Annotated in this window: 14 protein-coding genes, 1 tRNA gene and 2 pseudogenes; 6 read left to right on the forward strand and 11 right to left on the reverse strand. The window is 67.3% G+C overall.

Going from position 1 to position 22,353, the window contains the following annotated elements; translation table 11 throughout:
• Positions 1-169: 169 nt before the first annotated feature.
• The 3 genes and pseudogenes from CFR72_RS01995 to CFR72_RS02005 all read left to right on the forward strand — a co-directional run.
• Positions 170-1,033: pseudogene (locus tag CFR72_RS01995) on the forward strand (TonB-dependent receptor domain-containing protein); the annotation flags it as partial.
• 245 nt (positions 1,034-1,278) lie between these two features.
• Positions 1,279-2,622: a nucleobase:cation symporter-2 family protein gene (locus CFR72_RS02000; RefSeq protein ID WP_110912529.1), complete on the forward strand. Its 1,344-nt coding sequence runs from the start codon at positions 1,279-1,281 to the stop codon at positions 2,620-2,622.
• On the forward strand, positions 2,619-3,122 hold the full coding sequence (locus tag CFR72_RS02005) for a nucleoside deaminase (protein WP_110912409.1): 504 nt from the start codon (positions 2,619-2,621) through the stop codon (positions 3,120-3,122). The genes CFR72_RS02000 and CFR72_RS02005 overlap by 4 nt, the downstream gene beginning before the upstream one ends.
• Before the next feature lie 9 nt (positions 3,123-3,131).
• Here CFR72_RS02005 and CFR72_RS02010 read toward each other — a convergent pair whose 3' ends face one another.
• Positions 3,132-4,517, reverse strand: a complete 1,386-nt coding sequence (locus tag CFR72_RS02010; protein WP_110912410.1) for an MFS transporter — start codon at positions 4,515-4,517, stop codon at positions 3,132-3,134.
• Between the two features lie 101 nt (positions 4,518-4,618).
• Entirely contained in the window at positions 4,619-5,905 is a 1,287-nt protein-coding gene (gene purD, locus CFR72_RS02015) for a phosphoribosylamine--glycine ligase (protein ID WP_110912411.1), read from the reverse strand.
• Positions 5,906-5,969: 64 nt separating this feature from the next.
• Between purD and xseA the strand changes: the two genes are divergently transcribed.
• The gene (gene xseA, locus CFR72_RS02020; RefSeq protein WP_110912412.1) at positions 5,970-7,430 is read left to right on the forward strand and encodes an exodeoxyribonuclease VII large subunit; all 1,461 of its coding nucleotides are present in this window, start codon (positions 5,970-5,972) and stop codon (positions 7,428-7,430) included.
• A gap of 38 nt (positions 7,431-7,468) precedes the next feature.
• Entirely contained in the window at positions 7,469-7,816 is a 348-nt protein-coding gene (locus CFR72_RS02025; protein ID WP_208629941.1) for a BA14K family protein, read from the forward strand.
• A 369-nt stretch (positions 7,817-8,185) separates the two neighbouring features.
• Here CFR72_RS02025 and ettA read toward each other — a convergent pair whose 3' ends face one another.
• Positions 8,186-9,865 carry an energy-dependent translational throttle protein EttA gene (gene ettA, locus CFR72_RS02030; RefSeq protein ID WP_110912413.1) on the reverse strand — a complete coding sequence of 560 codons (1,680 nt, stop codon included), beginning with the start codon at positions 9,863-9,865 and terminating at the stop codon, positions 8,186-8,188.
• 96 nt (positions 9,866-9,961) lie between these two features.
• Positions 9,962-10,035 (reverse strand) — tRNA-Ile (locus CFR72_RS02035).
• A 271-nt stretch (positions 10,036-10,306) separates the two neighbouring features.
• Between CFR72_RS02035 and ppa the strand changes: the two genes are divergently transcribed.
• Positions 10,307-10,834, forward strand: coding sequence for an inorganic diphosphatase (gene ppa, locus CFR72_RS02040; protein ID WP_110912414.1), 528 nt, complete (start codon positions 10,307-10,309; stop codon positions 10,832-10,834).
• Between the two features lie 92 nt (positions 10,835-10,926).
• Here the strand turns inward: ppa and CFR72_RS02045 are convergent, their stop codons facing one another.
• The 7 genes and pseudogenes from CFR72_RS02045 to CFR72_RS02070 form a co-directional block, all read right to left on the reverse strand.
• Positions 10,927-12,186 (reverse strand): glycosyltransferase, encoded by a 1,260-nt coding sequence (locus CFR72_RS02045; RefSeq protein WP_110912415.1) that lies wholly within the window; start codon positions 12,184-12,186, stop codon positions 10,927-10,929.
• A 104-nt stretch (positions 12,187-12,290) separates the two neighbouring features.
• The gene (locus CFR72_RS02050; protein WP_167400276.1) at positions 12,291-13,619 is read right to left on the reverse strand and encodes a hypothetical protein; all 1,329 of its coding nucleotides are present in this window, start codon (positions 13,617-13,619) and stop codon (positions 12,291-12,293) included.
• Positions 13,620-13,761: 142 nt separating this feature from the next.
• Positions 13,762-16,428, reverse strand: a complete 2,667-nt coding sequence (locus CFR72_RS02055; RefSeq protein ID WP_244182130.1) for a glycosyltransferase — start codon at positions 16,426-16,428, stop codon at positions 13,762-13,764.
• A 24-nt stretch (positions 16,429-16,452) separates the two neighbouring features.
• Positions 16,453-16,782 carry a tetratricopeptide repeat protein gene (locus tag CFR72_RS17930; RefSeq protein WP_244182132.1) on the reverse strand — a complete coding sequence of 110 codons (330 nt, stop codon included), beginning with the start codon at positions 16,780-16,782 and terminating at the stop codon, positions 16,453-16,455.
• On the reverse strand, positions 16,769-18,610 hold the full coding sequence (locus tag CFR72_RS02060; protein ID WP_110912417.1) for an SEL1-like repeat protein: 1,842 nt from the start codon (positions 18,608-18,610) through the stop codon (positions 16,769-16,771). Before CFR72_RS02060 ends, CFR72_RS17930 begins: the two co-directional genes overlap by 14 nt.
• Positions 18,611-18,622: 12 nt before the next feature.
• The gene (locus CFR72_RS02065; RefSeq protein WP_110912418.1) at positions 18,623-20,107 is read right to left on the reverse strand and encodes an HlyD family type I secretion periplasmic adaptor subunit; all 1,485 of its coding nucleotides are present in this window, start codon (positions 20,105-20,107) and stop codon (positions 18,623-18,625) included.
• A pseudogene (locus CFR72_RS02070) lies at positions 20,104-22,282 on the reverse strand (peptidase domain-containing ABC transporter). The gene CFR72_RS02065 and the pseudogene CFR72_RS02070 overlap by 4 nt, the downstream one beginning before the upstream one ends.
• Between the last annotated feature and the right edge of the window lie 71 nt (positions 22,283-22,353).

Genomic DNA, 22,353 nt, shown 5'->3' on the forward strand with positions numbered 1-22,353 from the left:
ACGAGGCCGCAGCAAAATTGATTTACCTGGCGCTCAATGCTACCTCCTCAGAGTGGAAGCGCTCAGTGAGCGAATGGTATGCTGTCAGATGCCAGCTCGCCATCATGTTCGATGATCGTTTCCCAATGGCCTGAAAAAGTGCCACCGCACAAAATTCTACACAGTCTCCAGTTCCAACTATACCGGCGCACGCAGCGAGGCAAATACGACCGAACCGCTGCCGCAGCTTTCGATCGGCTACCAGTTCAATGACCACCACCAGGTCTATGTGAACGCCGAGGGCGATTACCGCGAACCCAGCGCCGTGGACCTTGGCTGGACTACGCCGGGCAACAAGATGCTCAAGAACCAGTATTCCATCAAGGAAGAGCTGGGCTACCGCTATCACGACAAATATGTGATGGTTGACCTTGCGCTGTTCAACTACAACGTGACGAACCGCATCCTCGACACCTATATCGGCGCGAACCAGTATGCCCCGATCGAGGGCGGGAACCAGACCATGCGTGGCTTTGACGTCATGGTGGCGGGGCGTTCGTATTACGGGTTCAGCCCCTATGCCTCGTTCGAGTACCTGCATGCGACGCAGGATTCCAACGTGACGGATGGCAACGGGAACCTGATCCGCGCCAAGGGCCAGCAGGCGATCATGGCGCCGCATGTCATGGCCAATTTCGGCCTGACCTATAAATACAAGGGCTTCTTCGCCAATGCGAGCGTCCATTACACCGGCCCGCAGTCGGTGGCGCTCGACAACAGCGAACGCATCCCCGGCTATGTCACCGATACGCTGTCGCTTGGCTATCGCTTCAAGCCGTTCATGTATGCCAAGTCACCCACCTTCCGCCTGAACTTCACCAACCTGACGGGATCGGTGGTGCGCACCGGTGCAATGGGGGCGATCTACACCGCGGGCAACCAGGGGGGCTACAACGTCTATTACGGTGCGGCCGGCGGACGTAGCGCGAACGGCAACTCCTTCATGGTGGAACCGCGCTTTACCATGACGGGTACGATTTCCACCTCGTTCTGACGGTGGTGGCCTGCCGGTCTTCCGGCGGGCCTTTCGTGTGTCCCGGCCCGGACGTGGGGGGGGCGCATGGCCATGCCAGATGAGACATGCCGTGAATCATGAAAAGTTTTCGGGTGCTGCCCTTTGATTGAAAAAGGCAGTGTCTTTCGAAGCTTTTTGAAAAAAGCTTCACCAAAAACTTTTGTTTTTATCAGCAGGCTGTCCCGCAACGGCCTTTTATCGTGACGCCGAAGGCAACGACCACCATGCAGCACAGCAGACCCGACCCGGTTGATGAAGTCCTCCCGCTTGGCATGCTGTTCACGTTCGGGCTCCAGCATGCGCTGGTCATGTATTCGGGCACCGTGGCCGTGCCCCTCATCTTCGCCGCGACGCTGGGCATGGACATGGGCCAGACGATCACCCTGATCAATTCCGGCCTGATGACATCGGGGATCGCCACGATCATCCAGACGGTGGGGATCGGGAAGATCGGCTCACGCCTGCCGATCGTGCAGGGATCGTCCTTCGTGACGCTGGCCTCCATGCTCATGATCGGGCAGGCGTACGGGACCAGCGCCATCTTCGGCGCGATCATCGGGGCGGGGGGATGCACGCTGGTGCTGGCCCCGGCACTTGGACGGCTGATGCGGTTTTTCCCGCCGGTGGCGATCGGCTGCCTGCTGACGGTCATCGGCCTGACGCTGATCCCGGTGGCGGGCATGTGGCTTGGCGGCGGGACGCCGTCGGACGCGGCGTTCGGGTCGGCCCCGAACCTGCTGCTGGGCGGGGTGACGATGGCGGTCACGCTTGCGGTCTATGCGCTGGGGTCGGGCTTTGTCTCCAACATCAGCGTGCTGCTGGGCCTGATTGTCGGCAGCCTTGTCGCGCTGGCCTGTGGCATGGGACATTTCCAGGCGGTGCATGATGCGCCGTGGTTCGCGCTCAGCATGCCCATGGCCTTTGGCGTGCCGACCTTCCACCTCATGCCGGTGGTGATCATGACGCTGACGATGCTGGTGATCCTGGCGGAAACGACGGGCAACTGCATCGCGGTCGGGCGCCTTGTCGAACGCCCCACGAATGAGGAAACGCTGATCGCGGCATTCCGCGCCGATGGCCTGTCCACCATGCTGGGCGGTGTGTTCAACAGCTTCCCCTTCAATGCCTTTACGCAGAATACCGGCCTGATCGCGATGACCGACATCCGCAGCCGTTTTGTCGTTGCGGCGGCGGGGGTGGTGCTGATCGTGCTGGGCCTGTTTCCGAAGCTTGGCGCGTTGATCGCGGCCATGCCCGCGCCGGTGCTGGGCGGATGCGCGCTGGTGATGTTCGGCATGACGGCAATGGGGGGGATCCGTGAACTGTCGCATGTGCGTTTTGATGGCACGCGCAATGGCATGATCGCGGCGGTGTCCATGGGGCTGGGCATGCTGCCGATGGCGTGTCCCACGCTGTTCGCCCATACCAGCGGGATGGCGCGGCTGTTCCTTGGCAACGGAGTGTTCCTGTGCGTGTGTTCGGCGGTGGTGCTCAACCTGCTGATCGGGGAGAAGATCCCCACGCTTGAAGAAGAACTCGACCCCGACAGCGCGCGGCAGACCTCATGACCGCACCATCGCTGTCCGCCCGCGACCTCGCGCTGCTGCGCGAAGCGATCGCGCTTTCCTCCAGGTCGCGTGCGCAGGGACGCCACCCGTTCGGTGCGCTTGTGGCCGATGCCGCGGGCCATGTCGTTGCGCGCGCCATCAATGATTCGCTGCCGCCGCATGGTGATCCCACCCGCCATGCCGAACTGGTCGCCGTGGCGCAGGCCGCGCGCCTGCTTGCCCCCGACGCGCTGGCGGCCTGCACGCTCTACAGCAGTGCGGAGCCATGCTGCATGTGTGCGGGTGCCGTGTACTGGGGCGGGATCGGGCGCGTGGTCTATGCCCTGTCGGAACGGCGCCTGCTGGCGCTGACGGGGGACCACCCGGAAAACCCGACCTTTTCCCTGCCATGCCGCACGGTTTTTGCCCATGGGCAGCGCAAGGTCGCGGTCATCGGCCCCGCGCTGGAGGACGAGGCCGCCCTTGCGCATGACGGGTTCTGGACCCGCGACGCCCCCTGAGGGCGAAGATCAGGCCTGTCCGCGCCTGTCCGAAAACAGCCGCGATGCGCTGAGCATCATGCCGAGGAAGGCGATGATGGAGGCGAATTCAAGGCAGCGCATCGACGGTCGTATCGCGATCAGCCCGAACGTCATCGCCACGAGCATCGCCCCCGTCGCCTGCCCGCACTGGCGCGAGACCTGGACCATGCCGCTGGCGCTGCCGGAACGTCCGGCGGGGGCGGTGACCATCATGATGCGGTTGTTGGGGGGCTGGAAGATGCCAAACCCCATCCCCGCCAGCCCGACGCGCCAGACGATGTCATACCAGTGCGGCGCATCCGGCAGCAGGTAAAGCGCGAGGAAACCCATCGACGTGGTGAACAGCCCCACGGAGGACAGGATCGTCGCCGGGACCCGATCGCTCAGCCTGCTGATGACCGGGGCGACCAGCATGATCCCTACCGGCCACGGCGTGATCATCAGCCCCACCACCGAGGGCGAGGCATGGAACAGGTTCTGCACCGTAAAGGGAAAGGACACCATGAACAGGTTGGAGGAGACGAAGGCCAGGAACCCGATGCTGACCCCGGTGCGGAATGCCGGAACCTGCAGCATGTCGATCGGGAACATGGGATGGGCGCGCCCCTTCTGCCGCTGCACCAGCATCCAGCCCGCCACGATGCCGGTGACGGCGAAGGCGCAGACCTGCACGGCGCTGGCATGATGCGCGATGGAATCGCCCGCCATGATGAGCGCGCCGAACGCCAGCGCGTTGAGCAGCGCGCTCAGCCCGTCAAAGGCCCCGTGCTGCAGCGGCGTGCGCGGCAGCGACATCAGCGCCAGCACCAGTGCGGCCAGCCCGAGCGGGATGTTGATGAAGAACAGCCACGGCCATGTCGCGACCGACAGGATGATGGATGCCACCGTCGGCCCTGCCCCCACGCCAAGGGCGACCATCACGCCATTGAGCGCGATGCCGCGCCCGATGATGGCATGGGGATAGATGAAGCGGATCAGCGCGATGCTGACGCTCATGATGCATGCCCCGCCAAGGCCCTGCACCGCGCGCGCCAGCGACAGCGCCAGCAGCGAATGTGCGATCCCGCAGAACAGGGAGGAGACGACGAACAGCACCAGCCCGATCTGGCACAGCCGCCCGAAACCGATCCGCGCGCCCAGTGCTGCCGAGGGCAGCAGGGCGATGACGCTGGCCAACTGGTAGGAATTGATGATCCATACCGCCGACGCGGCAGAGACATGCAGGTCCGCCCCGATGGTCGGTAGCGCCACGTTGGCGATGGCGTAATCCAGCAGCGCCAGCAGCACCGACAGCGCGACCGCGCACATCGCCTGTATCCGGGCCGCGCCGTGCAGGCCCTCTCCTTCGGTCAGTATCCTGGTATCGCGTGGCATGGCATGTCGCTGTCTTGCGCGGTATCCGGCAGGGGCGGACGTGCGCGGGGGATGGGGCACGCAACCCCGTTTCCGGGGCTGTGCGTGGCGGGCGGGGACCGTCAGGCGTCGGCGGCGCGGTCCAGCGCACGCGCGCCGATGTCACGGCGCCAGATCGCGTCATCCCACCGGATCGCACCCACCCCGGCATAGGCCCGGTCGCGCGCCTGCGCCAGCGTATCACCCGTGGCGCAGACCGCCAGCACACGGCCACCCGCCGCGACCAGTTCCCCTTTCGCATCCAGCTTCGTGCCCGCCTGGAATACCTGCACGCCGGGCAGCTTTTCCGCGTCCTCGATGCCCGTGATCACGCCGCCGGTCACCGGTTTGCCGGGATAGCCGCGCGCGGCCATGACCACGCTGATGGAAGGCTGGTTGGAAAAGCGGATGTCCGTGCCCGCCAGATCGCCCTTCGCCACGGCGACAAGGGCGGCAAGCAGGTCGCTGTGCAGCCGGATCAGCAGGGCCTGCGCCTCCGGGTCGCCAAGGCGGACATTGTATTCAATCAGCTTCTCCCCCTCGGGCGTCAGCATCAGGCCGGCGAAGATGATGCCGTGGAACGGCGTGCCACGGCGCGCCATCTCGCGCAGCATGGGGCGCACCATCGTATCGAGGGCGGCTTCCTGCCGCGCGGCATCGAACCCGGCGGGGGGGGAGACCGCGCCCATGCCGCCGGTATTGGGGCCGGTATCGCCATCGCCGATGCGCTTGTGGTCCTGCGCCGCGCCGATCAGCACGGCTTCCTCCCCCGCGCAGAAGGCAAAGAGCGAGACCTCGTCACCGACAAGGCACTCCTCGATCACCACCGTGCGTCCGGCGTCGCCCATGGTGGCGTCGGTCATCAGGTCGCGGATGGCGGTCTCGGCTTCTTCCACGCTCTGGGCCACGATCACGCCCTTGCCCGCAGCAAGGCCGTCAGCCTTGACCACGATCGGCGCGCCGGTGGTGCGCACATATGCCAGCGCATCGGCGGCGTTGTCGAAACGCGCCCAGCGCGCGGTGGGAATGGCCGCCGCGTCGCAGACTTCCTTGGTGAAGGTCTTGCTGCCCTCAAGCTCCGCCGCCGCGCGCGACGGCCCGGCGCAGGCGATCCCGGCCTGCGCGCAGGCATCGGCCAGTCCCGCCACCAGCGGGGCCTCCGGTCCGGGCACCACAAGGTCGATGCGCTCATCACGCGCAAGTTTGATCAGGCCCGCCACGTCATCGGCGCGCACGGCGCAGTTGGTGCCCAGCGCGGCCGTGCCGGGGTTGCCCGGCGCGATGAACAGCGCCTCCAGCAGGGGCGAACGCGCGATCGCCGCCGCCATGGCATGTTCACGCCCCCCCGATCCGACCAGCAGCACCCGCATGAATCAATTCTCCTGTTTGCAATCCGCCCTTTCGGGATGCGCGTCTCTATCATACCTTCGGGTCATGCATGAACCCAGCCATCCCTCTGGCGCGCAGGGCGCCACCAACATTGCGGAATATTCCGTCTCCGAAATCTCGGGCGCGATCAAAAACACGCTTGAAGGTACGTTTGGACGTATCCGTGTGCGCGGCGAGATTACGGAATTCAAGCGATATTCCTCCGGCCACCTGTATTTTTCCCTCAAGGACGAGAAGGGGAAGCTGTCTTCGGTCGTCTGGCGCGGCAGCGTCGCGCGCCTGGGGCTGAAGCCGGAAAACGGTCTGGAGGTCATCGCCACGGGCAAGATTTCCGCCTATGGCGAGCGTTCCTCCTACCAGATGATGATCGACCGGATGGAATATGCGGGCGAGGGCGCGCTGCTGGCCCGGATCGAGAAGCTGCGCCAGCGCCTGGCGCAGGAGGGGCTGTTTGATACGGAGCGCAAGCGGCGGCTGCCGTTCCTGCCGCGCGTGATCGGCGTCGTGACCTCGGCGCAGGGGGCGGTCCTGCATGACATCCGCACCACCATCGCCCGGCGTTTCCCGCGCGACCTGCTGGTCTGGCCCGTGCCGGTGCAGGGGGAGGGGGCCGCCGAACGCATTGCCGAGGCCGTGGCCGGGTTCGACCGCATCGACGGTCGTTCGGGGGTGGCGCGGCCCGATGTGCTGATCGTGGCGCGTGGTGGTGGCTCGCTGGAGGACCTGATGGCCTTCAACGACGAAACCGTGCTGCGCGCGGTGGCGGCGTGCACGATTCCGGTCATCTCCGCCGTGGGGCATGAAACGGATACGACCCTGATCGATTTCGTGTCCGACCGGCGCGCACCGACCCCCACGGCGGCGGCGGAAATGGCCGTTCCCGTCCGGGCGGAGCTGGAGGCCGACCTTGCGCACCGCATGGCGCGGCTGTCGAACGGGCTGGGACGTGTGCTGCAACTGGCGCGTGCGCGGCTGGAGAGGGCGTCCGCAGGGCTGCCGGACCTGCCCTCCCTGCTGGAGACGGCGCGCATACGGCTCGATGACCGGTCCTATCGACTCGACATGGCGCTGCCCGCGCTGCTGGAACGGCGGCGCGCGCGGCTGCAGGCGGCGTGCGACCGCCTGCCCACGCCGGGCACCGTCATCGCGCTCAAACGCTCCGGCCTGACGCTGGCTTCGGCCGGTCTGGTGCGTGGCTTGCCGCATTACCTGCGTGACCGGCGCAACCGGGTGGCGTCGCTGCGTCCATCGGCGCCCGCCCTGCTGGCGCTGCTGCGCGAGCAGCGCGCGCGGGTGCAGGGGGAGGGCGGACGTCTGGACTCCCTGTCGCCGCGCGCGGTGCTGGAACGTGGCTATGTGCTGGTGCGCGACCGTGCGGGCCATCCGCTGACGCTTGCGGCGGAGGTGAAGGCCGGATCGCAGGTCATCATGACCTTTGCCGATGGGGAAATCGCGGCGCAGACCGAACGCGATCCCCGCAGCGGACAGGGACGGCTGGACCTGTGATAACAAAGGAAAGAACAGTGGCAAGGCAGGGCGTGAGCATGAAACAGCGCGGGATGTCGCGTATGGCATTGACGGTGGCGGTGCTGGGGGGAATGGCGTCGGGCCTGTCGGCCTGCGCGCCGCATCACCGCGCGGCCCCCGTCGCATCCCCGCCACCCGCTGCCGTTGCGGCGACGGGCACGGCGGAGCCTGTGCTGGTGAACGACCCGTCCGCCCCGGCGGACACGCCGCTATGTGGCCATGCCGCGCGGGAGGCCAACGCCATCGGGGCGACGATCCATCCCGACATCACCCCCGAACGCAGCAGTTGCGCCGCCAATGCGTGTTTCGATCCGCAGACGGGGACTTATATCGGGGCCGATGGTAACCGCCATGTCTGCCGGTAGGCAGGCCCTGCCGTCCACGATGTAGCGCTGTCGCGTGGACGGACCTTCCGGGCGCTGCCCGGACCCGGCAGGGAGCGCGCTCCCTGCACCCTGATCTGTTTTATGAAGTCATGGTTTCCAAAGGGTAATACCCTTTGGTGGGGGTTCGGGGGCAAAGCCCCTGAGACCCTGCCGTCCACGATGCAACGTCGTCGCGTGGATGGGCCTTCCGGGCGCTGCCCGGACCCGGCAGGGAGCGTGCTCCCTGCACCCTGATCTGTTTTGTGAAGTCATGGTTTCCAAAGGGCAATGCCCTTTGGTGGGGTATGGGGCAAAGCCCCATGGAAACCGGAGGAGCCCCGCCCTGTAACGGGAGAGCGGGGCGCGTGGTCAGCGTTCGATCGGGCGGTATTTGATACGGCCCGGTTCGGTCGCATCCGGGCCGAGGCGACGGCGCTTGTCTTCTTCATAGGCCTGGAAGTTGCCTTCGAACCATTCGACGTGGCTGTCGCCCTCGAAGGCGAGGATATGCGTTGCAAGGCGGTCGAGGAACCATCGGTCATGGCTGATGATGACCGCGCAGCCTGCGAATTCGGCCAGCGCCTCCTCGAGCGCGCGCAGCGTATCGACGTCAAGGTCGTTGGTCGGTTCGTCAAGCAGGATGACGTTGCTTTCCTGGCGCAGCATCTTGGCCAGATGGACGCGGTTGCGTTCACCCCCCGACAGGACGCCGACCTTCTTCTGCTGATCCGGCCCCTTGAAGTTGAAGGCCCCGACATAGGCACGCGACGGCACCGCGCGCTTGCCAAGGTAGATGACATCCGTCCCGCCGGAGATTTCCTCCCACACGGTCTTGTTGTCATCGAGGCTGAAGCGCGACTGGTCCACATAGCCGAGCTTGACGGTATCCCCGATCTTCAGTTCGCCGCTGTCGGGCTTTTCAAGGCCCATGATCATCTTGAACAGCGTGGACTTGCCCGCGCCGTTCGGCCCGATCACGCCGACGATGCCACCGGGCGGCAGCTTGAAGCTGAGGTCGTCGATCAGCAGGCGGTTGCCAAAGCCCTTGCGCAGGTCCTCGGCCTCGATCACCGTGCTGCCAAGGCGCGGGCCGGGCGGGATGACGATGTCGGCGACACCGTTCGCCTTCTCCCCGCTCTGGGCCAGCATTTCCTCATACCGGGCGATACGCGACTTGCTCTTGGCCTGGCGCGCCTTGTGGGAGGAACCGATCCATTCCTGTTCGGCGGCAAGGGCACGCTGGCGCGCGCTTTCCTCCTTCTCCTCCTGTGCGAGGCGCTTGCGCTTCTGCGTCAGCCACGAGGAGTAGTTGCCCTCGAACGGGTAGCCACGGCCACGTTCGAGTTCGAGGATCCAGTTCGTCACGTTGTCGAGGAAGTAACGGTCATGGGTGATGACCATGACGGTGCCCTCGTAATCGCGCAGGGTCTTTTCCAGCCACGAGACGCTTTCGGCATCAAGATGGTTGGTCGGTTCGTCAAGCAGCAGCAGGTCGGGCTTTTCCAGCAGCAGGCGGCACAGCGCGACACGGCGGCGCTCCCCCCCCGACAGCTTGTCCACCGGGCTGTCGGCCGGGGGGCAGCGGAGCGCGTCGAGCGCGATTTCCAGCTTGCGGTCGAGTTCCCACCCGTCGCCCGCGTCGATGACTTCCTGCAGTTCCGCCTGTTCGGCGAGCAGGGTGTTCATCTCCTCGTCGGACATGGGTTCGGCGAACTTCATTGAGATCTCGTTGAAGCGGTCCACCGCCTTTTTCAGTTCGCCAAAGCCCTGGGCGACGTTTTCACCCACGGTCAGGCTTTCGTCGAGCTTGGGTTCCTGCTCGAGGTAGCCGATGGTCGCACCTTCGGCGGCCCAGGCCTCGCCACCAAATTCCTTTTCGATGCCGGCCATGATTTTCAGCAAGGTGGACTTGCCCGCGCCGTTGACGCCAAGGACGCCGATCTTGACGCCGGGCAGGAATGACAGGGTGATCCCCTTGAAGACCTCGCGCCCACCCGGGTACGCCTTGGTCAGGTCCTTCATCACATAGACATATTGCGTGGCGGCCATGACGGTCAGGCTCCCGAAAGCTGAAGGATACAGGAATGTGCAAGGAACATGGTTGTGGGCCCCTACGGCAAAGGGCCGCGTTCGTGCAACAGGGCCTGCGCCCGGCAGGACTTGAACCCGCAACCAAGCCGTTATGAGCGGCCCGCTCTAACCAATTGAGCTACGGGCGCGCAGGCAGGTAGTGATTCGCGCATGTGCGATCTTTTTGCAAGATGCCATGGGGGCCGGTGAAGTCGATTTTACATCTTTTTTCATGCATGCCCCCCTCACGGCGGAGATGACATATGTGTAACGTCCATGATCTGGCTCATGTCCGGGGGGTACGATTGACTGTATCGGGCATGGCCAGGACATGCACGACCGCGGCGCCACGCGCCCGCGTGTTCGTGCATGTGGATCTGAGTATGACAGAACAACCCTTTGCGTGGCAGGAGCCATAACGTGGACGTATCCAAGATTTCCCCGGGCAAGGACGTGCCCAACGACATCAACGTGGTCATCGAGATCCCGCAGGGATCGGGCGTGAAGTACGAAATCGACAAGGACAGCGGCGCAATCGTTGTGGATCGTATCCTGTTCACGCCCATGGTCTATCCGGCCGCCTATGGCTTCGTCCCCAACACGCTGGCCGCCGATGGCGACCCGACCGACGCGCTGGTGCTGCTGCCTGCCGCCGTGGTTCCGGGCTGTGTCGTGCGCGCGCGTCCCATCGGCATGCTGAAGATGGAAGACGAAAGCGGCCAGGACGAGAAGATCATCTGCGTCCCCCACGACAAGGTGCACCCGTACTATTCCAAGGTCGAGAAGCTTGAAGACCTGCCCGAGATCACCCTGAAGGAGATCGAGCATTTCTTCACCCGCTACAAGGACCTTGAAAAGGGCAAGTGGGTGAAGGTTTCCGGCTGGGCCGGCAAGGAAGAAGCCGGCAAGGCGATCATGGATTCCATCGCCGCCATCAAGAAGAAATAAGAACACCATCGCGGGGTGGCGGGGCCCGTGCGGTCCCGTGCCGCCCCCATGGCGGCCCTTGTGTGATCGCCCCGCGCGTCGTGTCGTGCGTGTCAGGCCATCATCGCGCGTGCCGCATCATCCATACAGGCCGGTTTCCCCGTCAGGCGCGCCACCAGCGCCATGTAGCGGGCCATGTAATCGCCCATGTCCAGCGTGCGCACCGCCTGCGCCCGGACCCTGCCGCGCAGGTGCCGTGACAGGGCGCGATCCTCCAGCAGTTCCAAAACCCCGTCCGCGATGCGCCGTGGCTCCAGAAATGGCACGAGGCGCGCGGTCTTCCCGTCATGCAGGAATTCCCGCACCGGTGCGGTGTCGCTGCCGACAATCGCGCATCCGCAGGCCATCGCCTCACGCAGGGACCATGACAGCACGAACGGGTAGGTCAGGTAGACATGCGCGTCGGAGCGGCGCAGCAGGTCGAGGAACCTGTCATAAGGCAGCCTGCCGACGAAATGCACGCGCGCGGGGTCGATCCATGCGCCAAGTTCCGCCAGCATCCGCTCCAGCCAGCATCCCTGTGGCGGTGGCGTGCCGTAACTGACGCCATCGCCGCCGACCACGACCACCCGCACATCCGGCCGGGCACGCAGGATGCGCGGCAGGGCGCGCATGAAGACGTGAAACCCGCGATAGGGTTCAAGGTCGCGCGCGACATAGGTCACCAGCTTTTCATGCGGGGAGATGCGGACATCCCCCAGCGCGAAAGGACGGGTCGCGGCCGCGGGGTCGGGGCGGCATTGCGCAAGGTCCACCCCTTCGCGCAGCAGGGTGATGCGCGGGCGCGCCCAGTCGGGATAGGTGTCGCGCTGGAAACGGGTGGGGGAATGTCCCCATCCCGGCTGCGCCAGCGCCTGCAGGTTGAGCGTATTGCGCGCGCGCACCATGGGCGCCGACGCGGGAGAGAAGGGAAATTCCGGGTCGAACCCGACATCCAGCCCCGACGGGTGATAGAAGAATTCGTAATATCCCAGCACCGGCACGCCGGGATAGACATCGCCAAGGTCCAGCAGTTCGCCCCAGCCATGATGGCCGATGATGATGTCGGGCATGAACCCGAGGTCGCGCAGCGTCCGCGCCGCGCGCGCCACCTGTGCGGCGCGTTCCATCGCATGGGCGATCTCGCCCACCGGCGGCGGCCCGCCCACCTTTGCGGGCGGGGGCATGCGGTATCCCACGCGCCGGACCCACGGCATCGCGCCGGACCCGGTCTCGCTTATGAAGACAAGTTCGTTGCCGCCCTGCGCATGCAGGTGGCGCAGCAGGTGCAGGAACTGCCCGGGGAAATTCTGGTGGATGAACAGGTATTTCACCGTTCGTCCCCCCGGTTCTCATCCCCCCGGTCGTGCGGCGCCATGCGCACCATGGAACAGCGGCCGGCCGGACGGGGAGAAGGGCGTGGCGTCACGTTGCCGCCTCAACTCCGTCGCCGGGTTGCGGCCTTCTTGCGGGCCTTGAGCAGCGCCACCCGTGATCCGGGAACCTTGCGCCCACGACCGGGATGGATGTCCTCGGGCGACAGGGGGGTGGTTTCTTCTGTCCGGGGGGCCGCCGTGGCTTTCCCGGTGGCTTTTGCAGTGGATTTTGCGGCGGCTTTTCCCGTGGTCGCTGTGGCGGTCTTTGCTGCGGCCTTTGCGGACCCGCCGGCACGGCCCTTGCGGGGGGATGCCCTGCCCGTGCGCGTGGTGTCGGTGTCCGGCGGTTCCGTGGCGGTGTTGGCATGGGCCGCCATATCGGGCCGCACCCTGCCCCTGCGCGCCGTGCGACGGGCAGGCCGCGTGGGGGTGGGGGCCGGTTTTTCGGCTTCCGCGGCCTCCAGCAGTTCAAGCACCTGCGCCTCCCGCGTGGGGTCGGCATCCGGCCACGTGCCTTCCGCCGCACCGTCGCGCAGCGTGTCGCGCGGGGCAATCTCGATCAGGAAGGCTTCCAGCGGGGAAAGGTCGTCGGACATGGCGGCGATGTCCTCCACCGGCCCGATGCGGCTGCCATCGACGAAGGTGGCGCTGACACGGCAGGTAAATGCCTCGGCCGCCTGTCCGATCAGGCGCACGCGCAGGCCCAGAAGCGGCAGCGCCATGCCGCGACTGCCGCAATAGGTGCCGCCCGTCACCCAGGGGGAAAACCATCCCTGTCCCAGCACCGCCTGATATTCGATCTGCTCCGGCGCGAGGGGGGCGTCGGGCAGGATGGCGAACCCTTCGATCCACGCCTTGCTGCCGATCGTGCCCATCCATGCATCGCACGCGACATGCACGTCGCCGCGCCGCTGGATATGGGCGACAATGCCGCGTTCATCCGCGTCTGCGGTGCGCGAGGAGGGCTGGGGGGATGCCGTGCGGGCCGCCGCCTGCGGCATCGTGGTTGCGGGTGCGGGGAATGCCGGTGTGGCGGCGGCTTTCGCCACCGGGGTGTAAAGCCGCGCGACCTGAAGGTTGGGCCGCACATTTTCATGGGCGGGGTCGTGATAGGTCGTGACCATGATCCATGTCGGCCGGTTGTCCACCCGGACCAGTGCCGCGCCACGGTCGAGGCCGAGCCACCCGTCCTCATCAAGGCCGCGGATCGTGATCGCGCCATCGGGGTCCGTGGGCGACGGGGTGACGCGCACCCCCGGCAGTCCGCCGAGTGCCCCGGCCCCCGATGGCGCGGCGACGGGGGCGTGGAAGATGCAGAATGTCCCCGGTTCCAGCAGCATCAGTTGCGCCGCCACGCCGACATTGAGGATTCGTTCAGGCTGTCCCGTCATGCGTGGGCGTCCTGGTTGCAAGAGCGCGCGCGTGCGTGCCTCGCAAGGCATGTCGAAGGCCGGGCATGGGCCGGGTTGCGGATCAAGGCCGGATTTCCCCTGTTGGCTGTGTCGCGTGTCGTGTTCGGGTGCGCCGCACCGGTCAGGGCGGCGGTGTGTGGGTGGCATAAGACATGAAAAACATGTTCAATTGGTGAACGCCCATCGACAGCGGCAGCGTCACGCCCCGCCCCGTCGCGCGGAGACGTTCGGCCACCGCCCCGATGTCGAACGCCACGGCCGCAAGGCCCGCGCGCCAGAGCAGCCCCAGCGTGAAGCACCATGTCTCGGGACAGACGGAGGGCACGAACCCGACATCCGCCTGCTGCGCGCGGACAAGGGCCAGCGCCTCCGCCCGGTCGTACCGCCCGGTGATGAAGACATGCCCCGTCGCCAGCAGTTCCGCGTCATTGGCGCTGTATCCGGCGATGACATATTCCACCGGCAGGCCATGCGCCCGGGCATCGCGCGCCGCATCGCGCAGGATGTCGTAACCCTTTTCCATGCCGATCGCGCCCACGACAAGGACACGCACCCGCTGCGTGCGCGGGCGTGGCGCCACGACCTGCATGTCCGGCGGCAGGGGCGTGGCGGCGACAAGCATTGGGAGCGAAAGCGTGGGACGGTCATCCTCCGGCGGGCGGACCTGTACGGGTTGTGCCGGGAAATACCGCGCCAGCCTGCGTGCGACATCGTGCGACGGCACGATGACCCGCCGCGCGCGCGCCATGTCGCCTCCGAACCGCTCCCGCAGGGCGATGATGCCGCCATCCTCCTCCGGGTCCAGCAGGCTTCCCAGTGTCGCGATACATCGTGTGCAGCCCGCGATGTCCGGTTCCCCGCAATACCGGCCGGACGGGCCGACCATGACGAGGCGCGGGCACAGCCCCGCATAATCATGCACATACATCTCGTATGGCACGCCAAGGGCCGCGCACAGTTCACGCAGGCGCGCGCCATGGCCCAGCGCATGATGCCATTCGACAGTGCGCACGCCCTCGGTCCGCAGGAAGGCCAGCAGCGCATCGCGTTCAGCGGGCCAGCGGAATTCCAGCACCGGCATCTTCAGCCCCTGCGTCCCGTCGCTGTCTTCCGCGATGCGGAAGCCGACGGTATCGCGGGTGGCATCCGCGACGGGACGCAGGATCAGCGGACGCAGGCCGCGTGCCCGCCACATCCGTGCGCGATCGGTGATGACACGGTCCACCCCGCCGCTCATGGCGTGCGTAGCCAGCACGACGGCGCGTGAAAACCCCTGCGCACGTGACATCCGCCGCCACAGCACCACCCCCATGCGCCGCCGCGCGGGGGCCAGCGGGTCGCGCGCCACATGGTCGCGGATCAGGGCGTCATAGCCGGGATAGAGACGGTTGATCAGCCACAGGTTGCGCTGCATCAGCGTCTGTCGCGCCACCCCGAACGATGCGCCGCCGACATGCCCGACAAACGCGCCGGGGGCCGCGACATGCCGCCATCCCAGTCGCGTGGCCCGCATGCAGAAATCGTTCTCCTCCCCATACCCATGGGCGAACAGGTCGGTGCGCAGGGGGCCGGTGGCGTTCAGGCAGTCATGGCGGATGAACATGCAGAACCCGTGCCCGGTGGGAATGTCCACCGCCCGGCCCGCATTGGCGGTGCGCGCGGCCTCCATCAGCATGCGGACCTGCCGTGCATCGGGGGGCGGTGCGGTGTGGCCGTCGGCCTGCGGGTCGGGCCATGTCAGGATGCTGGCATCGTTGGAAAAGGGCGTGACGGTGCCGGTTTCCGCGTGCCCGTAAGCCACGATCGCCAGTTCGTCGAGCCATCCCGGTGCAACGAGCGTATCGCTGTTGAGCAGGACGACATCCGTTCCGCCCGCCTGCGCCAGTCCCGTATTGATGGCATGGGGATACCCCCTGTTGGCCGCATGGCGCAGCAGCGTGATCGCCCCGGTCGCGGCCATCCGGTCCAGATCCGCGCGCAGCAGGGCGTCCGGCGTCGCGTCATCGACGACGATGACCGACATGACGATGCCGCTTGCGGGTTGGGGAGGGGCGTGCAGCACACTGTCGAGACAGGCCAGCGTCAGGTCGCGGCTGCCATGGACCGGGATGATGACATGCACCCTGCCGCCATGTCGCGGGATGTGGCGGCACCGCGCGCCGGCCTTCGTCGTGCCGGCGCGCTGCGGGGCGGGCAGGGGGCCAAGCAGGATCGGACTGCCCGCCATGTCGCGGCCGTCACTGGTCTGTACATGCACGCTGCCGCTGGCGGGCAGGGCGGTGCGCGCGATACGCACCGCACGCGGCCGCGCCAGTGGCGGCAGGCCGGGACAGGGCACGGCATCCCGCGTGGCGTCGAATGGCGGCATCAGCACGCGCCCCTCCCCATCGCGGAGCGTGATGCGTGGTGCGTGCGCCGGGTCCGCCGGATGCCAGACCCAGCCACTGATCCCGCCACGATCCAGCCGGACGGCCCCGACGGTACGGCGGATGACGGCAGGGTGCAGCGGACTGCCCAGCAGGGCGCGCCCCTGCCGGTCCGTGGCCTCCATCGTCGCCGCGCGGCGCGCGCGCGGGGGCAGCAGGCATGATGTGGGCGACCTGCGGCCCCGACGAAGGTCGGGCGCGTGTTTTCCCCCGTGCAGCACGGGCGCCGCCCCGTCGGGCAGTCCGCCCCAGTGCAGCGTCCCGTCGCCTGCCATGCCCACCCATCCGGGCAGTCCCAGCGCGCTACAGGTCCGTGTGGCGCACTCCCCGATGGCGGTATCGAACCCGTGGCGCGACAGCACATGGCTGACCGCCGTGCGGGCCTCCTACCACTGCGTCAGTGCGATGTGCGCCAGCGCCAGCAGCGTCCAGCCCTCGCGGAAATCATGCTGTCGCAGCATGGGGTGCAGCAGGCGCACGACGCCCGCATGATCGCCCATGCCCATCCGCCCGACCGCCAGGGCGAACCCGATCCCCGCATCCTGCGGCGCAAGACGCCACGCCCGGTCCAGCCAGGGACGGGCGGCGGCGTCCTCCCCCCGCGCGATCAGGGACTGGGCATGGCGCAGGGCGGCATGGGCGTCGCCCCCGGCGGTCTCGTCACCGGAGGCCTCATTACCGGGGGACGGGGGTGTCGCAACGTCATCGCGCGACATGTTGCGGGGCCTGTGCCTCAGGTGGTGCGTCCGGTGCGGCACCGGCAGGTGGGGCGGCATCCGCCGTGGCGGCGGGCAGGCGGGCCAGATCCTGCGCCGCCTGCGTGACCCCCTGCGCCTGTGCGCGCTGCAGCCACAGGCGCGCGCGCGCAGGGTCCGCCGTGCCCGCAAGCCCCCGGGCGAGGTAGCGCCCGAGCATGAGTTGCGCCAGCGCGTTTCCCCCCTGCGCGCCCTGCGTGAACCAGTGCTGGGCCTGTGTGCGGTCGGTCGGGATATCGTGCCCGCCGCCATACATCGCGCCGAGCGAGAACATGGCGTCGGCCAGTCCCTGCTGCGCGGCCTGATGATACAGCGCCAGTGCCGCGTCATGGTCGCGCGGGCCGCCATGTCCCGTCACATGCATCTGTGCGGCCGCGGCCTGCGCTTCCGCCATGCCGGCGCGGGCCGCCTGCATGATCCAGTGGCGCGCCGCCACCGGGTCGGCCGCAACGCCCTGTCCGCCCAGCAGCATGCGCCCGTACCAGTACTGCGCATTGACCACGCCCGCCTGCGCCGCATGTTGCATCCAGTGCGCGGCGCGTGCGGGCTCGGGGGCATGGCCGAATCCCTCCAGCAGGCATTTGGCGTAATTGAAGGCCGCGACCGGATCGCCCGCGTCCGCCGCGCGTGCGAACCCGTCCGTCAGGGCATCATGCCCGCCTTCATCCCCATCCCGTAAGGCATCGGGACCGGGCCCGCCCGTCATGCTGTCGAGCACGGCGGCAAGGTCCGCCGTCGCCGCACCGTCCCCGCACGTGACGGCACGGCGCAGCCAGTGCGCCGCCGCCCGTGGGTCCGGGGCGGGCAGGCCACGGCCGGACATGCACATCACCGCCATCATGCGGCAGGCGTCGGCGCGCCCGGCCTGTGCCGCGCGGCGGTACCATGACATCGCCTCGTGGTCGCTGGCCATTTCCGAGATGCCGCGCGCATGCAGGTCGCCCACCACGATCGCGGCCTCGCGGTCGCCCTGCAGGGCCGCGCGGCGCAGCCATGTCTCCGCCCGCAGGACATCGCGCGCCACACCCCGCCCACGCAGCAGCGCCATGCCATAGCGCGCGCAGGCGGGACGGATATCCTGCTCCGCCGCCTGCTGGTACATCCGCGCCGCCGCCGCGAGGTCGATCTCTCCCCCCCGCCCGGTTTCATGCAGCATGCCCAGCACGTAGCATGCACTGCCCAGTCCCTCCGCCGCGGCCTTGTGCAGGGCGTCCATCGCCGCCGCGGCATCCGTGTCCAGCCTGGCAAGCCCCAGCCCCAGATAGCCCTGTGCGCATCCGGCTTCGGCGGCAAGGGTGCTCCATTCCCGTGCCGCCGCAAGGTCGCGCACCTCCTCCGGGCCATGGGCCAGCAGGTGGCCATACAGCGCCTGCGCATCAGGCAGGCCCAGTTCGGCGGCGCGCCCGATCCAGCGCGTTGCCTCCACCGGGTCATGGGCGGGGACGGGGGGCGCATCCCCGCCGGGCAGCAAGGTGCGCGCCGGGTCAGTGTGCGCAATGTCGAGCAGCAGCAGCATGCCAAAGGCAAAGCAGGATTCCGTATGCCCCGCCTGCGCCCCGCGCCGCAGCCAGCGCGCTCCCTCGGGCACGCTCGGCGCGGTGCCAAGACCGTCGAGATAGGCCTGCGCCACACGGAACTGCGCCTGCGCCATGCCGTCGCGCGCCATCTGCCCCAGCAGGGCGAAGCCGCGCGCGGCCTCCCCGCCTTCGAGCAGGCGGCAGGCATGCTCATAGGCGGCCCCCGGCGCGATGCCCGCGAAAAAACGGTCGAAAATGCGCGAGATTTTCATGGTGCCGACAAATCAGGGCTCACGCATGCCATTGGTCATCGCAGGGATCAGCTTGTTGAGCAGGTACTGCATGATGGTGCGTCGGCCGACATGGATGTCCGCCTCCACCGGCATGCCGGGCTGCGGGCGGAAGAAGGGCGGAACCCCGTGCAGGCTGTAGCGGTCGATCGCCAGGCGCACGCGGTAATAGGCCGCCTGCGGATCGCCCGAGGTATCGGAGGTGCCGCCTTCCTGCGCCGTCATGCCGCCTGCGACGTTCGTGCCACCACCCGCGAAGGAATCCGCGCTGATGACGCGTACCGTGGCGTCCGCCCCGCCATACTGCGTATAGGGGAAGGCCGCGAATTTCAGCAGCGCCCTGTCGCCGGTGCGGACATAGCCGACATCCAGCCCCCGCATCACGGATTCCACCTCCAGCCGCCCGTCGATCGGAACCAGCGTCATCAGTGGGGAGGCCGCCTGCAGCACCGACCCGGTGGACAGGCGCGCGATGCTGAGCACCACGGCGTCCTTCTGCGCGCGCATCTGCACCAGCGTGTGATGCAGCATCGCCTTGCGATAGCTGCTGTCGGCATCGGCAAGGTGATGCTGCGCCACGCTGAGGTCCTGGTACACCGTCGCCTGCCAGTTGCCGATATAGCCGTCGCGCTGCGCCTTCATCGCGTCCAGCCGTGCGCGCGTGGCCTCCGCATCGTGGCGCGCGGTGATCTGCGAGCGCACGACCTCCATCAGGCTGTCCTGCGAGGCGAGGGTGGACAGGCGGCTGCCGACCTGTTCGCGCTGCAGGCGTTCGCGCATGTCGCGCACGTCACTCGCCACCTTTGCGCTGGCGGCGTACATCGCCGTGCTGGCCTCGTATCCCTGCAGGTCGCTCTGCAGGCCGGCCACCTGGCGGTCGTAATTGGCGACCTTGGCGGAATATTCGGATTTGCGGCGCATGAAATCCGCCGCCTCCTGCACCGAGGCAGGGTCGGACATGTCCGGGGCATAGTCCCGTCCCGCCGCCTCCGCCGACAGGCGCGCCACTTCCGCGCGGTAGGATGCGGCCTGCTTGCGCATGTTCTCCACGTCGGCGTCGCTCAGCGTGGGGTCGAGTTCCGCGAGGATGTCGCCCTTGTGGACGATGTCGCCCTCATGCACGTTGATCGAACGGATGATCGACGTCTCGAGCGGCTGCACGACAAGGGTGCCGTCGGCCGCGACCAGCCGCCCGTTCGTCGTGACCACCCGGTCCAGCGGCAGGAACGTCATCACCAGCAGCCCCGCGATCGCAAGGCCGCCGATCACCCAGATGATGTACAGCGCCGCGTCCTGCGGCGGCATGTCGATCAGCGCGGCGCTGGGCGAATAGAACTCCAGCAGGCCGGGCGGCATCGCCGTCGCACCAGCATCGGTGGCGGGCAGCAGGCGGGCAAGCCCGCGGCTGGCGTTGGCGGTCGCGTCGTGCGCCCCGTCCGGGGTGTCGGCATCATGGGGGGTCATGTCGCGCTCGCTCATTCTTCGGACTCATGAAGGTCGGGCAGCATGTCCGCCTCCGCGATGTCGGGCGGCGCGGACTGGTGGCGGTTCTGCTGCATCCACAGCGTGCGGTAGATCTCGCAACGGCGGAGCAGGACCGCGTGCGGGGCGATATCGACCACATGCCCCTGGTCCATCACGCAGATCTGGTCACATTCCATCAGCGACGACAGCCGGTGCGAGACGATGACCATCGTGCGCCCGCGCGCAAGGCGCTGCAGGTTGGCGTTGACCAGCGCCTCGCTCTCGGGGTCGAGGGCGGAGGTCGCCTCGTCAAGGATCATCAGGCGCGGGTCGGAAATCACCGCGCGCGCGATGGCGAGGCGCTGGCGCTGCCCGCCGGAGATGTTGGTGGAGCCTTCCTCGATCCATGTCTCATACCCTGCGGGCATGCGTTCGATGAATTCCTCCGCCCCGGCAAGGCGCGCGGCGCGGACCACCGCCTCCATCGTCAGGCCGGGGCGGCCTGCGACGATGTTGTCGCGGATGGTGCCGCGGAACAGGAAATTGTCCTGCAGCACCACCCCGCACGAACGCCGCAGGTAGGTCAGGTTGATTTCGCGCAGGTCGATCCCGTCAAGCCGCAGGTAGCCGGTATAGGACCGGCTGACGCCCTGCAGCAGGCGCGTAATCGTGGACTTGCCCGACCCGCTGCGTCCCACCAGGCCCAGCATCGTGCCCGCCGGGACGTTGAACGTGACATCCGACAGCGCGGGCGTCGGTGCACCGGGATAGGTGAAGCAGACATCGACAAAGGACAGCGCCCCATGGATGGCCGGGCGCATGCCGGTGGTCAGCGCCTGCGTTTCGGTGGGACGGTTCAGCACCGACCAGGCCGCCAAGCATGGTGAACGCCATCAGCGCGCCTGCCTCCAGCCCGGTGGAGGTGGAGGAAATGGCCAGGTACGCCCCGATCAGGATGATGCCGCGATTGATGAACAGGTCGAGCGGCATGACCATCGTGTTGATCCAGTTGCCCATCCGCCCCGACGCCAGCGACGTGCGCACGACATCGGCGGTGCGTTCGTCCCACAGTCGGCGGCGGCTGGGTTCCAGCGCCAGCGTCTTGATGGTGCGGATGCCCGAGACGGTTTCATACATGACGGCGTTGCGCGCCATCTCGGCATTGACCTGCCGCCCCACCAGCCGTCCCATCGGGGTCATGCCGATCACGACCACCAGCCCGATCGCCCCCGCCGCCGCCAGTGTCATCCACGCCAGCGTCGCGCTGAGCCAGAACAGCACCGGCAGGATCACCACCAGCGTAAAGAGGTCGAGGAAGGTGGACAGCAGCCGCCCGGTCATGAACTGCCGCACCTTGTAGATGGCGGACACGCGGCCGATGACGTTGCCCGCCTGCGCGCGTTCGAAGAATTCCAGCGGCAGCGCGAGCAGCCTGTCGAACACCGCGAGCGAGATTTTCGTGTCGAGGCGCGTGCTGATGACCAGCGTGAGTTCCCGCCGCCCGTAGCTGAGCAGGATTTCATACAGGCTCATGACGATGACAAGCCCGCTGATGGAGATCAGCGTTGACATGGAGTGGTAGTTCACCACCCGGTCGATCACCTGCATGACGATCAGCGGCGGGAAGATCGCAAGGACGCTGATGACCATCGACGCCAGGATGATGTTGCGCAGCAGGGCGCGTTCGCCCAGCACCATATGCGCCAGCCACGTGGCGTCGATCGGCGGTTCGGCCTGGCGTGTCTCGCTGCGGGCGCGCACCAGCAGGACATCGCCGGTCCATGCCTGTTCCATGCGCAGTCCGTCCACCGCGACCGGCGCGCTGCCGTCCGGGGCGAACGGGTCCACCAGCCATACGACGCCATCGCCTGCGTCCGCGCCGACCATCAGGCCGGCCGACCCGTCGGTGAACATCAGCACGATCGGCGGGACGTCGCGCATCTGCACCAGCGTCGCCCATTGCAGGTGCATGCCGCGCGCGCTCAGGCCGTTTTCCTCCAGCCAGCGGGCAAGGGACGCGACGGAGGGGACCTCTTCACCCGGTTCCGCCCGGTAATCACGGGCCTCAAGGTCGATACCATGAAATTTTGCCGCCCGAACCACCGCCTGCAGCCGTACCATGACGGGTGCGTGGGGTTCATCCTCCGGTGGGGGAAGGGCGGGATCTGTCTTCGGGTCCAGAGCGCCCACGGTGATCCCCTGCTTGCAATGCTGTCGTCAAATGAAGCCTGCAAACTAGGTCCAGAAAGCAAAATGTTTCT

The organism is Gluconacetobacter entanii, assembly GCF_003206495.1.
GTDB lineage: Bacteria > Pseudomonadota > Alphaproteobacteria > Acetobacterales > Acetobacteraceae > Novacetimonas > Novacetimonas entanii.